12 protein-coding genes are annotated in these 12,355 nt (G+C 56.2%); 1 reads left to right on the forward strand and 11 read right to left on the reverse strand.

Annotated features, from left to right (window positions below; genetic code table 11):
- Positions 1–20: 20 nt before the first annotated feature.
- Entirely contained in the window at positions 21–1,319 is a 1,299-nt protein-coding gene (locus HM1_RS03280) for a flagellin N-terminal helical domain-containing protein (protein ID WP_012281860.1), read from the forward strand.
- Between the two features lie 105 nt (positions 1,320–1,424).
- On the opposite strand, the gene HM1_RS03285 is transcribed toward HM1_RS03280, so the two are convergent.
- From HM1_RS03285 to HM1_RS03335, 11 genes are all read right to left on the reverse strand, one after another.
- Complete coding sequence (locus HM1_RS03285) at positions 1,425–2,516, reverse strand: dTDP-glucose 4,6-dehydratase (RefSeq protein WP_012281861.1); 1,092 nt, start codon at positions 2,514–2,516, stop codon at positions 1,425–1,427.
- A 46-nt stretch (positions 2,517–2,562) separates the two neighbouring features.
- Positions 2,563–3,168 carry a UDP-4-amino-4,6-dideoxy-N-acetyl-beta-L-altrosamine N-acetyltransferase gene (pseH, locus tag HM1_RS03290; protein ID WP_041313218.1) on the reverse strand — a complete coding sequence of 202 codons (606 nt, stop codon included), beginning with the start codon at positions 3,166–3,168 and terminating at the stop codon, positions 2,563–2,565.
- Positions 3,165–4,622, reverse strand: coding sequence for a long-chain fatty acid--CoA ligase (locus HM1_RS03295; RefSeq protein ID WP_012281863.1), 1,458 nt, complete (start codon positions 4,620–4,622; stop codon positions 3,165–3,167). The genes pseH and HM1_RS03295 overlap by 4 nt, the downstream gene beginning before the upstream one ends.
- Before the next feature lie 3 nt (positions 4,623–4,625).
- Positions 4,626–5,381, reverse strand: coding sequence for an SDR family NAD(P)-dependent oxidoreductase (locus HM1_RS03300; RefSeq protein ID WP_148207070.1), 756 nt, complete (start codon positions 5,379–5,381; stop codon positions 4,626–4,628).
- A 30-nt stretch (positions 5,382–5,411) separates the two neighbouring features.
- Positions 5,412–5,711 (reverse strand): hypothetical protein, encoded by a 300-nt coding sequence (locus HM1_RS03305; RefSeq protein ID WP_202943746.1) that lies wholly within the window; start codon positions 5,709–5,711, stop codon positions 5,412–5,414.
- A 15-nt stretch (positions 5,712–5,726) separates the two neighbouring features.
- Positions 5,727–6,908 (reverse strand): N-acetylneuraminate synthase family protein, encoded by a 1,182-nt coding sequence (locus HM1_RS14880; RefSeq protein WP_012281866.1) that lies wholly within the window; start codon positions 6,906–6,908, stop codon positions 5,727–5,729.
- A 56-nt stretch (positions 6,909–6,964) separates the two neighbouring features.
- On the reverse strand, positions 6,965–8,059 hold the full coding sequence (gene glf / locus HM1_RS03315; RefSeq protein WP_041313220.1) for a UDP-galactopyranose mutase: 1,095 nt from the start codon (positions 8,057–8,059) through the stop codon (positions 6,965–6,967).
- Between the two features lie 44 nt (positions 8,060–8,103).
- Positions 8,104–8,631, reverse strand: coding sequence for a glycosyltransferase family 9 protein (locus tag HM1_RS03320; protein ID WP_012281868.1), 528 nt, complete (start codon positions 8,629–8,631; stop codon positions 8,104–8,106).
- Between the two features lie 3 nt (positions 8,632–8,634).
- Positions 8,635–10,029 carry a phosphohexomutase domain-containing protein gene (locus HM1_RS03325; RefSeq protein WP_012281869.1) on the reverse strand — a complete coding sequence of 465 codons (1,395 nt, stop codon included), beginning with the start codon at positions 10,027–10,029 and terminating at the stop codon, positions 8,635–8,637.
- 47 nt (positions 10,030–10,076) lie between these two features.
- Positions 10,077–10,535 (reverse strand): glycosyltransferase family 2 protein, encoded by a 459-nt coding sequence (locus tag HM1_RS03330; RefSeq protein ID WP_041313223.1) that lies wholly within the window; start codon positions 10,533–10,535, stop codon positions 10,077–10,079.
- A gap of 155 nt (positions 10,536–10,690) precedes the next feature.
- On the reverse strand, positions 10,691–12,313 hold the full coding sequence (locus HM1_RS03335) for an IS1182-like element ISHmo2 family transposase (protein ID WP_012281187.1): 1,623 nt from the start codon (positions 12,311–12,313) through the stop codon (positions 10,691–10,693).
- Between the last annotated feature and the right edge of the window lie 42 nt (positions 12,314–12,355).

The raw sequence follows: 12,355 nt of genomic DNA on the forward strand, positions 1-12,355 counted from the left end.
TTCTTCAAGGAGAGATGACCATGCGCATTAACCATAATATTCAAGCGTTAAATGCCTACCGGCAACTGAACAACAACCAGGGCATCGTATCGAAACATATGGAAAAGCTCTCGTCGGGCTTGCGCATCAACCGCGCCTCTGACGACGCCGCCGGTCTGGCCATCTCCGAACGGATGCGCTCCCAGATCCGCGGCCTCACTGTAGCGGAACGAAACGGTCTCGACGGTGTATCGTTAATTCAAACAGCCGAAGCCGCCCTTGATTCAGTGCACCAGATGCTCCAGCGGATGCGTGAACTGGCTGTGCAATCGGCCAACGGGATTTACACCGAGCAGGATCGCAGTGCCCTCCAAGATGAAGTGGACGAGTTAATTAAAGAAATTGACCGTGTTGCCGGGCACACGGAGTTTAATACACGCAAGCTGTTAAATGGCAACATGGGAAAAGCCGTCTCAGGAGCTGTAGCTAATATCCAGACGAACAATCTGGTCACCTCTGGCGGAAAGGTTTTCAGTGGAGCTGCGAAATTAGTCAATTTATCAGACCGTGCAGGGAATAAGTTTGGTGTTGTCTCTGGCGATACGGTACAGCTAAGCTTTGTCGTTAACGGAAAATTGTTGCAGACAAGTGGAATTAAAATATCCGGCGGCACCACATTTAACAGTGTTATTGGCGCTGCCGTTAAAGACATAAACGGTTCATCTGCTGGAAATGTAAGCGGATACTTTAAACTCACAGTAAGCGGAACGAAACTCCACTTTACCGCTGTTAGCGGAGGATATGCGAAAGCTGTATATGGGATTACCTTCACCTTCCGTGATGCACAAGGGATCATGAAAACGCCAGCTACCGATGCCCTGTCATCCTTCCATGAAACTCGCCAAGCCTTGGTTAGTCGTCCACCCGGAGATGCAACGCTACAGATCGGTCCGAATACCAACCAGCATCTTGGTTTAGAAATTGGTGATGTGACCTCTGCTGCCCTTGGGTTAAAGAGTTACTCCGGCGCGGAGTTCAATATAAAAATAAACACGCAACAAGACGCCAACATCGCCATCAAAGTCTTCGATGAAGCCATCGCCAAAGTCTCCAAAGAACGCTCCAAACTGGGCGCCTTCCAGAACCGCCTCGAATACACCATCAACAACCTGAAAGTAGCCAACGAGAGCCTCACCGCCGCCGAATCACGCATCCGCGACACCGACATGGCGATGGAAATGACCCAGTTTACAAAGCAAAACATCATCAGCCAATCGGCGACGGCCATGCTGGCTCAAGCAAACCAGCTTCCTCAGGGCATCCTGCAACTGCTGAAATAAGGCCAGACAAGGCTATCATCCATAAGACAAACCAACAGCAGACCAAAAGCCCCCGGTGGCTCATAACGAGCCTGACCGAGGGCTTTTGCCGTTTTCTCCTTTTCGCTATTGTTTCCCTTGAATCCAGTCCGCCGTCCGGGCGATCCCCTCTTCCAGAGAAACCTGCGGTTCCCAACCTAGCAACCGCTTCGCTTCACCAAAGTCGCAGAGCAGTCGCCGGATCTCACTCTGCGGATGAGGGTGGGCAACATGACAAACAGAAAAACCGGGACCGGCCTGAACCACCTCGCCAACCAGTCGCGCCAACTCATTGATTGACACATCCCGGCCAGAACCTGCGTTAAGCGTCTTGCCGATCGCCTGCCTATCCATCCCAGCCTGAATGACAAAGCGAGCGCAATCCTCCACATAGAGCAGATCGCGCGTCTGCGTGCCGTCACCGAAGATATGCAAGGGCTCCTCACGCAAGGCCCGCTCCACAAAGATCGCCACCACACCGCCTTCCCCATTCGTCTTCTGATAGGGGCCATAGGTGTTGAAGGGCCGAATCACCGTCACCGGCAGGCCATAGGCATGGTAGTAAGACAGGGCCAAGTGCTCCCCAGAGAGCTTCGCCCCGGCATAAGGCGACGCCGGCAAGACAGGATGACGCTCATCGATCCCTGCCGGCGCCCCGCCATCGCCGTAGCCACAGCCATTCATGCCTTGGCCATCGGCCAGTTCCAGTCCTCTCCTGCTCGCCCTGTCGGCAGCCGCTTCCTCAAAGGGAGCATAGACCATACAGGTACTCATAAAGACAAAGCGCGTACCGAACTCCCGGCACAACTCCAACAAGCCAAAAGTGCCTTCCACATCACGGCGGAACGTATCAGCCGGAAAATCGATGCTTTTTTGCACATTAATCTCCGCAGCTAAATGATAACAAAGATCGAAGCGATGCTCTTCAAACCAGCGGCGCAACCGCTCCCTGTCACAGATATCGCCCACTTCAAAGATCAACGTTCCCGTCACAATCCCTGTGCAACAAGGGTCAGCCAGACTGTCCGACCCCACCAACGCCTCGTCGCCATAGGCCAGATTCTCGGCGCGGCCATTGCTCAGATCATCGACCACCCAGACATGATGACCAGCGCGCAGCAACTGCAACACCACCCAACGCCCGATAAAACCGGCGCCGCCAGTGACCAGTATGTTCATTCCCGTTTCCCTCCCTATCGTCTCGCCATCACCAGCCGCAAACGCCTCAAGCCAGCCGTTCCAACAGCGCCTCTATCTTCTCCCGGTGAGCAGCAAAATCACTGGCAAGCAGCCCCATCACCAAGACATCCTTGAAAACGCCATCATGCCAGACATGGCCGCGAAGCCGTCCCTCCAGCTCAAAGCCGTAATGACGATGCATCTTAGCCACCTTGTCGTTGCCTTGAATCACCTCCAGGCAGACCTTGTGCAGCCCCAACTGGTCGAAAGCAAAGGACAAAAGCATATACTCCGCCTCCAAAGCCACACCAGGCAGACGGTCCTCGGCATTGGCAATATAAAACCCGACATCTCCCCGTCGATGCCTTCCGTCCACATCGGTCAGCGAGATCAGCCCTACAGGGCGGTAATTGGACTCTCCCGGCACAAAGCGCTCCACCAAAAAATAATGATGGCGCTCCCGCTTCAACACCCGCGTCTCATACCAGTGACGTTGCATCTCCGCTGTGATGGGATCCCAATTGTACATCGGATAATACACCTCTGGACTGTTGCGCCAACAACGAACCCTCTCCAAGTCTTCCGCTTCCACCACGCGCAGCCGCACCCGCCGCCCATAAATCACATCCACAGTCACAGCCACATCGCTCATCCCGGCAAATCCTTGCGCATCTTCTTGAACCGTTCACTGAAAAAACGCCCCTCCACAACAGTCACCTTCACCGGCACCTTATACGGAGCAAGACGGGAACGGCAAAACTGGCGGAGGCGCTTTTTCACCACAGCGGCCTCCTCTGGCCGCTTCAACACCACATGGGCCACAACCATCTGGCCGGTCAGCGGACTCCTTTCGCCGGAGACGGCCACGTCGGCAATGTTATCCATCTCCATGATCACACTTTCCACCTCGGCAGGAAAGACCTTCTCACCACCCACATTGATAATCTCCGAACGGCGTCCAAGAATGCGCAGATACTCCCCATCGACAATAACCTCATCGTGGGTATTGAACCACCCCTCCTCATCGAAAGGACTAGGCGCATTCAGATAGCCCATCATGGCCGACTCCGCTCGGATCCACAAAACCCCATCAACGACCTTCGTCTCGAACCCCTCCCCGCCGATCTTCACAAACAGCGAATCGGACGCCTTCGACTTAGACCGCAGAATACCCAACTCCGACAAGCCATAGGTCTGTTGCAGCCGCACATGCGGCAATGCCTCCCGAAGCCGCACCAAAGTGCTCTCCGGCATCACCTCCGTGCCATAGGTGATCAACTCCAGTGACGATAGATCAGCCTGCTTATAGGCTTCCGAGAGGAGCAACAGATTCAGAAACGTGGGCGACGTGGGCAACACCTCAACACGATAGCGCGCAATATTGGCACAGACCGCCTCAGGCGAGCGGCCCGGCACCGTCACAATCGTCCCCGCGTTGGACAAGACATAAAGCAGCGTATTGATGCCGCCAATATGGTCAAGCAGCAAAAAGGTCAGCATCCGCTTGCCCTGTCGCCGTACCTGAAACTTCTTCAAGAGCAGCGTCATATCGTGCAAGACCGCCTTACTCTTGCCTGTCGAGCCCGATGAAAACAACACCAGCCCCGGATGGCCGCGGCGGATCAGTTCCAACAGCAACGGATTCGTCGGCGTCGCAAGGGCGCTATCATCTGAGGGCACAACAGCCTCGTTGCCAACCAGCGGCGCCCCCCCTTCGCCGACCCAGCGATCGCCCAGCTTCCAGGCGAAAACGGCCTCATCCGTATCTGAAAAAGAAATGACCAACTGTACCTCAGCAATGGCCAAAAATTCCTCTCGGAGATGCCGCACCGACCGAGTCAACGGAACAACGATCGCCCCGCGATCGACCAATGCCAACAGCAAAGCGCAGACATTGGGCGAATAATCGCCCTCAACAGCAACGACCATACCGGCCGTCACCGGCGCTTTAGCTTCCCGCTGCGGCGACGCCGCCCAATCGAGCCGCTCCTGCCATTGGCCGATGCGCGCAAGCAACCACCGATAAGTGTAGGAGCGCCCATTCCATACGAGCGCCTCCTGTTCCTCCCGGCTTGCCATCGTCTCCAACATCCAACCCAAGAACAAGGTCTACACGCCTCCCAAATAGAGCACCTGCCCCGTAATATAACTGCTCCGTTCACTGATGAAAAAGTCAACCCCATTGGCCACATCGTCAAAAGTCCCCAACCGCGGTATGGCCATCTGCCGCAGGATCTGGTCGATCTTCTCCTGCGGCACACCGCGGATCAGATCCGTATCCATCGGCGTCGGCCCCAGAGCGTTACAGGTGATGCCAAAGGCAGCGACCTCCTTAGCCAGCACACGGGTGAATGTCTCCACAGCGCTCTTCGACGCCGCATAAACCGCCTCGCCTTCCAAGCCCAGCGGCACCGCCACCGTCGACAGATTGACGATCCGCCCCCACCGCCTTTTCATCATCACCTTGGCCGCTTCGCGGCAACAAAAGAAGGTGCCCATCAGGTTGGTGGCGACGATCCGAGCCGCCGTTTTCCCCGGCATCAGCATCGAGTGATTCATGGAAGCCACGCCGGCATTATTGATCAACATATCCAAGCGGCCCCAGCGTTTGCGAATGGCGGCGATCATCTGGATCACCTGCGGCTCTGCCGTCACATCCACCTGCATATGGCTGTAGCGTTCATGGACCAGATCGCTTTCGCCACGGCTGCAGCCGATCACCTGCAACCCCTTGTCCAAATAATACTCGGCCAGATGGCGGCCAATCCCTTTGCGCGCCCCCGTAATCACCATCACCGGGGGCGCTGGCGTCGCAGGGGCCTTCACTGCCGCCGGTTCCGTTGCCGCCACTATTGCCTGTTCCATCACCATCGGCCTCCCACCACACCCCTTAAGCTAGAAGAGCGTCATCACATAATCTGCCAGCGTTCCGATGGTCTGAAAGGGGCTCTGTTTCTGTGACATGGCCCGTTCATCGGCGAGCACGATCGACCGGCCCGTCTGCTCTTCCACCTGCTGCTCCACATCAACGATCAGCGTGACAAGACCGACCGAATCGAGGAGGCCGTCACGGCCAAAAATCTTAATCTGCTCATTCCAATCCGTTTTGGGTGGAAACCCTTCCGGCAAAGCCTCGTCCTCAACCACATCAGCAAGAACATCCATAATCAACGCAACGATCCTATCCCGTTCCACCTGCAAGACCCCCTTCTATTCATCGCCAGAATTCTTCCGGGGAAGCAACACATCCCACGTCACCGGCGTTCCCTTCGCAACTGGCCGATTCACCGCTCGTCCCAGCAGCGTCTCATAATACTTTGGCGGCAACCCATGACCCGGTCGGACGACGCGCAGGTTTTGCGCTGTAAACAGCTCCCCCGCCGCCATATCTTCAGCCACATAGAGAGACCGGCGATGGGCCAGCGACGTACTTTCGCCAGGCAGCGGCCCAAAGTGAACCTGTCCCAGCGCTTGCCAGGCTCGTTCCGTCTCTGTCACCAGCATGGCCAACTCATGCGGCTCCAGCGAAAAAGCGGCGTCAACACCGCCATCAGCCCGGCTGAGGGTGACATGCTTTTCAATGACCGAAGCGCCCAGCGCCACGGCCGCCACAGCCACCCCAATCCCCAAGGTATGATCGGACAAACCCACCTGCACCGCCATCGCGCCGCCGGCCCCCTGTCCCTCGCTTCCGGCTCCCGGCCATCTCCCTGTCCTTGTCGCAGCCGATACCGGTTCACCATGCCACCCCCGCCCTCCGCCAAACAACTGAAGCAACTGGGGGATCGTCCGCAGATGACTTGCCGCCGGTGAAGCGGGATAACTGCTCGTGCACTTGAGCAAAACCAACTGGCGGCAGCCGGACGCGCGGGCCGTCCGAACCGCCTCATCGATCTCCGCCACCGTGGCCATCCCTGTCGACATCAGTATGGGCTTCCCCGTCGCCGCAACGCGGCGGATCAGCGGCAGGTCCGTCAGTTCAAAAGACGCGATCTTATAGATGGGCACATCGAGCGTCTCCAGAAAATCGACTGCCGTGGCGTCATAGGGAGTGCTGAATCCGATCATGCCCAGTTCCCGGCAGCGTTCCAATATGGGCCGGTGCCATTCCCAGGGGGTATAGGCCTCAGCGTATAGTTCGTACAACGTCTTTCCAGACCAGAGGCTCTCCTGATCGTCGATGCGGAAGTTTCCCTGATCCACATCTAGGGTCATCGTGTCGGCCCTGTAGGTCTGTATCTTAAAGGCATGGGCGCCTGCTTTCGCCGCCGCCTCCACAATCTGCAACGCCCGCTCCAGGGAACCGTTGTGGTTTCCCGACATCTCCGCCACAATCAGCGGAGGGGCCTCATCGCCAATCATCCGACCGGAGACAGAAAATGCCTGTGTCATTCTACTCCGCCCTTACTCTTTATCATCTGCCGCGTTCGATGGTTATCCCAGGCTTTTCATCGGCCTTGCGCTCGGATCCGCTGGAACAGATCCAGGGCCGCCCGCACCGCCTGGTCCATATTCAGATAGCGATACTGCCCGAGACGCCCCACAAAGTAGACATCCGTCAACCCTTCCGCCTCTGCGGCATACTTGCGATACAGTTCACTGTTGCGGCGGGCCGGAACAGGATAGAAGGGCTCTCCCTGGGCCTGCGGGTACTCGCGCACGATGGTGGTCGCCCGGCATTGCTGACCGGTGGCATGCTTCATCTCCAAGATACGGGTGTAGTCAAAGTGGTTGGGGTAATTGACGACACAGACCGGCTGGAAAAACTCCTGGTCTAATGTCTCAAACTCGAAGCGCAACGATCGGTAGGGAAGCGGGCCGTGTTTGTGATGAAAATACTCGTCGATCGGCCCTGTATAGATGAGAGATTTATAGGGGATGAGATGGCGGATCTCCTCGAAATCAGTGTTCAACAGCACCTTGATGTTGGGGTGGGCCAGCATCCGTTCGATCATCCGCGTATATCCCTGTTTGGGCATCCCCTGATACCGATCGGCAAAATAGTGGAGATCCCGGTTGAAACGCACCGGCACACGGGCGCAAACCTCCGGTTCCAGTTCGCTGGCGGGCATGCCCCATTGTTTCAAAGTGTAGTTGGCAAAGAATTTTTCGTACAGTTCCCGGCCCACCTGGCTGATGATCATGTCTTCCGAGTTATTGATTTCACGCGATTCCCGGCGCCGGGCCAGGAAAGCCTCCATCTCCTCCGTCGTCAGGGACAGGCCGTACAACTGATTCAGCGTCTCCAGACTGATGGGAAAGGGAAGCAACTGCCCATCGACCCAGGTCAGGACACGATGCATGTAAAAACGCCATTCGGTAAACTGCGAGAGATACCCATACACCTCCCAGTCATTGGTGTGAAAGAGGTGAGCGCCGTACTTGTGCACCAGCACCCCGTTGTCGTCATAAGCGTCATAAGCGTTGCCGCCCACATGGCTTCGCTTCTCCACCACCAGCACCCGGGCTTGCAACTCATTGGCCAGCCGTTCGGCCAGCGTGCATCCCGACAAGCCGGCGCCGACGATCAGGAAATCAAACATGGCCAGCCTCCTCGCTCTACTTCGTTCGCGTCGTCCGCCGCTCCTTATCCGCCCTCGCTCGACTCGCATCCGCCGCTCTTTTGGGGAATCAGGACCGATGCCAGGGAGAAGACCAGCCACCAGGGTAGCCAGAGGATCGCCGCTCCCACAGCGGCCAAAAGGGCGCGCATCCCGTTGACGCTCCCGCCCCAGATCAAGCCGCCGGGAGTGAAGGGCTTCAATTCGCCAGGAAGGTTGATCAGGAAACGCGAAAGCGCGGCGATGGCCGCTCCGAAGCGAAGGACATTATAAAAGCCGGAGCCGGACACATTGGCCACCGGCACGATCACCACATCCCAGACTCGCGCCTTGACGGCCTCCGGGATGTATTCCCTATCAAAACTGCCCGGTTGGGAATAGGGGATCACCTCATCCACCTCAGCATAGCTCGAAGCCATCTGGACCCCATGGGGATGGGTCAGGACCGCTAATCGATGACCGGGGAACTCCCTTGTCAGCGCCGGGATGATCTTATCCATCTGCTGAAACGGAACGGAGCGGATCACCAAGCACCATTTTTCCTTCTCCACCACGACCTACCCTTCCTCCCTATCGATGAGGGCCAGCAACTCCGCTGTCTTTTGCTGAAGCAGTTCTTCGTCACCGCGCGTTTCTACATTCAATCGCAAGAGAGGCTCTGTATTGGATGCCCGTAGGTTGAAACGCCATCGCCCAAAGTCCATGCTCAAACCGTCTGTCATATCCGATTTCCCCGCACCGGCGTAAAACCGCTCGACCCGTTCCAGGACACGCTCCAGCGATGGGACAGAGCGGTTGATTTCCCCACTGCAGGGGAACCGCCGCATCCGTTCCCCGACGAGCGCCGACAAGGGTCGGTTCTCCCGGCACATGGCCTCCAGCACGAGCAGCCAGGGAATCATTCCGCTGTCACAGTAGGCAAAGTCGCGAAAATAGTGGTGCGCCGACATCTCCCCGCCGTAGACGGCATCCTCCCGGCGCATCCTCTCCTTCATAAAGGCGTGTCCCGTCTTCGATTGGACCGGAACTCCCCCGTCCTCAGCCACCAGTTCTATGGTGTTCCAGATCAACCGAGGATCATGGATGATCTTTGCGCCGGGATAGCGCCGGGCAAAGGACTGGCCCAACAGCCCGACCAGGTAGTACCCCTCAATGAACTGCCCCTGTTCGTCAAAGAAAAAGCAGCGATCAAAATCGCCGTCCCAGGCGATGCCCACATCTGCACCGGCCCCTTGAACAGCCCGTGCCGTCGCCTCCCGGTTTTCCGGCAGTAGCGGATTCGGTATGCCATGGGGAAATGAACCATCCGGTTCGTGGTTCACCCTGGTCCATGCAAAGGGGAGATGGGGCGCCAAGGCGTCGATAACCGGCCCGGCGCAACCGTTGCCGGCATTGACGACGACCTTGAGCGGACGGAGTACGGTCGGATCCACATAGCTCAGCAGATGCGCCACATAAGGCGGCAAGCTGTTCTCTCGCCGCCTCCGCCCTTTTGCCCCCTCGCTTATAATCGATCCCGCGCCGCCGCCGAAACTTTGTCCGCCGGCCAGCACCCGCGCTTCCAGTTCGCGCAATCCCGTATCTCCGCTCACAGGGCGCGCCTGGGACAAGACGAACTTCATCCCGTTATAGTCGGCAGGGTTGTGACTGGCTGTCACCATGATGCCGCCATCGAGATTCATGTGCGCTGTAGCGAAATAGACCTGCTCGGTGCCGCACAGGCCGATGTCTGTCACATCACAACCGCTGTCAAGCAGACCCTGTGCCAATGCTTCAGCCAAAGCGGGACTGGATAGACGCGCATCATAACCGACGACGACATGCCTCACCTCGAACAGTTCCCGATAAGCGCAACCGATCCGGTATGCCACATCTTCATTTAATTCATCGGGAACTCTTCCGCGCACGTCATAGGCCTTAAACGGGCTCTTCGGTTTCCCTGCTTGCATCATCACGGGCACTCCTGCATTCATTTTTGCCGGTGTCTCCCATCGCCTTTTTAACGGTAAAAGGTGAAATTGACCCGGTAGGGCACCCGCAGTTTGCGGGCCACTTCCGGTTGCACAGGTTTGCGCAGGGACAAAATCATCCCAAGATTTTTGACAGCGTCCCAGGCTGCTTTCAGGTAAATCGTCGTCTTTTGCTCCATAGAAAAATACAGACAGTAATAGAAGAGCAATAGCGTCAGTGACCAGGCCCGTCCCATGGGCTGGTTTTTCCACACCAGCCAGAACAGGTTGCGACAGTAGAAAAAAGGTGCCCGCCATGACTGGCGGTTGGTCGGAGACGCCTTGTGGTAGGACACGATATCGGGGAAGTAGCGTATGGTGTAACCGGCGTCCCATATGCGAAAGGCCATGTCCATCTCGTTCATGTACAAGAAAAACTCACCCGGGTAATAGCCTACCTTTTTCATCACCGCTCGGCGCACCGCCGCGCCGGCGCCGTTAAAACTCATGTAGAGGCCGTCTAGAAAATAAGCAAATTCCCTAGCCAGCCCTTGCAAAAGCATGATTTTTTAATACAAACAGCAAAAAACTAGAGTCTTTTTATCGGTCTCACCGGCCCTTTTTGAGGATTTTCCTCAAAAAGGGCAGATCTCCCCCTTGCACCTTATGCGGCTTTTTTGAAAGCAACACCGCGTAAGGCACTCACCTCCAACACCATGGTTGCATTCTTATCATTTCGTAGACGGTTGAGTTTTTGAAAGTTCGCCGCTAACGCGCTGAGCCGGGCGGCATAAGCCAGATTTCGTTTTCCGATACGGCGAACCCGGCGCAGTCCGTAACGGTTGACCAGTTCATTTTGCTTGGCTTCGATGCGGCTGCGAAGACGCATCTGTTCCTTATAGATTTTCGTTTGGGAGTGCTTTGCCGCCTCGAGCATGACACCATAGGCGTTGTGAATAAAAATCGTGCGCCGATGTTTCTTTTCTTTAAAACAGGTCGTGTAACGAGGGCAGTGCTTGCAATCATGGTCCTTGGCGCGAAGCACGAAGTTCTTCCCATCTGCCACTTCCGAATAGGTGGTGATGACTTTTCCTCTCGGGCAGATCAGTTGTGTTTGGTCTTCGGAAACTTGAAATCCCTCGCCCGCGAGGATATCACATTTTGTCTTTGGTGAAAGTGGCGCCACTACGTCAATGCCTTTTTCCTTGAGGGTGACACGGTCATCGCCCGCACCATAGTGGGTATCTCCAATGATCGTCGGGTTTTCTACACAATCGGTGGGAAGCTGATCCGCTAACGGCACCAGACTGGAGCCGTCATAGTCGTTGGCTTTCATGGCCTCGGCGGCGGCGATAAATCCGGAATTTCCGACTTCGACGATGGCCATCTTATACCCGCGCCATTTCGTCTTGCCCTTACAACCGAAACGGGCTTCGCTGTCTACAGCCGAAACTATCATATCTTTGACAGAACCGCCGGGGGCTATCTCAAGAGTTCCATCATCTTTCCGAATGATTCGTTCACGGAGGATACGGCAAAGCAAAAGGGCGTAATGAATGACATCGGGCTTCTTCTTCCACGAAGCCTCCGATGACTCCACGTAGGCCAGCAGTTCGTCAGCCTCGCTGACCACTTCAACAAGCCGTTCCATTTTGGCCTTATCGTCCAGGTTATGCTCTTTCACTTCCGTCACTGTTTCCAGGTAACGTACCGCCCGAGGGGCATGGGGGATTGCATGCCATGGAACACTGTATTGCTTCGCCAAAAGACGCACCAACAGGCGCATGGCTTGGCGGATCAGTTCGATGGTCGTGGGGGCACTGATGGGAGCTATGACATGGGTCGTGTCCGTTATCCAAGGTTCTTTCCCTGTCAAAACGCCCAGGTAGTACATCAACCGGATAAAGCGATCGAGATAGACCTTATCAAGTTCCTTTTGGATGAGCCGTTGCCGGTGGACGCCAAAATTGGCGTGATCAATGCCCGGTTCATCGAGGGCCATTCCTAACGCAAACTTGACCTCGATGTTCACACGTGTCTGTGCTTCCATCCCCCGGTCTGTTTCGCCCAGCATTTCCTGTAACATGCAGGCCATCGTCATCTGCCGGGCCGCATGACTGGGACGTCCGTTGTCAAGGCAATAGAGACCTGTAAAATCCTCCGGTTGTATTAATAGGGGCGCCAATTCACGAAACAGGCGAAAGACGGAATCGGCAGGCACAAGTTGGTCCCAGAGGGCTGCAAAGTCGTAAAAGCTAACTTGGGGGTCCACATCGAATCGAAACAAGGTACATCGCCTCGCTATAAACAGTCTTTGTACCTATATCCT

This window comes from Heliomicrobium modesticaldum Ice1, assembly GCF_000019165.1.
GTDB lineage: Bacteria > Bacillota > Desulfitobacteriia > Heliobacteriales > Heliobacteriaceae > Heliomicrobium > Heliomicrobium modesticaldum.

Coding starts and splice junctions, on each gene's coding strand:
- HM1_RS03280 (WP_012281860.1), top strand. CDS start 21: ATGCGCATTAACCATAATATTCAAGCGTTAAATGCCTACCGGCAACTG.
- HM1_RS03285 (WP_012281861.1), bottom strand. CDS start 2,516: ATGAACATACTGGTCACTGGCGGCGCCGGTTTTATCGGGCGTTGGGTG.
- pseH (WP_041313218.1), bottom strand. CDS start 3,168: ATGAGCGATGTGGCTGTGACTGTGGATGTGATTTATGGGCGGCGGGTG.
- HM1_RS03300 (WP_148207070.1), bottom strand. CDS start 5,381: ATGGAACAGGCAATAGTGGCGGCAACGGAACCGGCGGCAGTGAAGGCC.
- HM1_RS14880 (WP_012281866.1), bottom strand. CDS start 6,908: ATGACACAGGCATTTTCTGTCTCCGGTCGGATGATTGGCGATGAGGCC.
- glf (WP_041313220.1), bottom strand. CDS start 8,059: ATGTTTGATTTCCTGATCGTCGGCGCCGGCTTGTCGGGATGCACGCTG.
- HM1_RS03325 (WP_012281869.1), bottom strand. CDS start 10,029: ATGATGCAAGCAGGGAAACCGAAGAGCCCGTTTAAGGCCTATGACGTG.
- HM1_RS03330 (WP_041313223.1), bottom strand. CDS start 10,535: ATGAGTTTTAACGGCGCCGGCGCGGCGGTGCGCCGAGCGGTGATGAAA.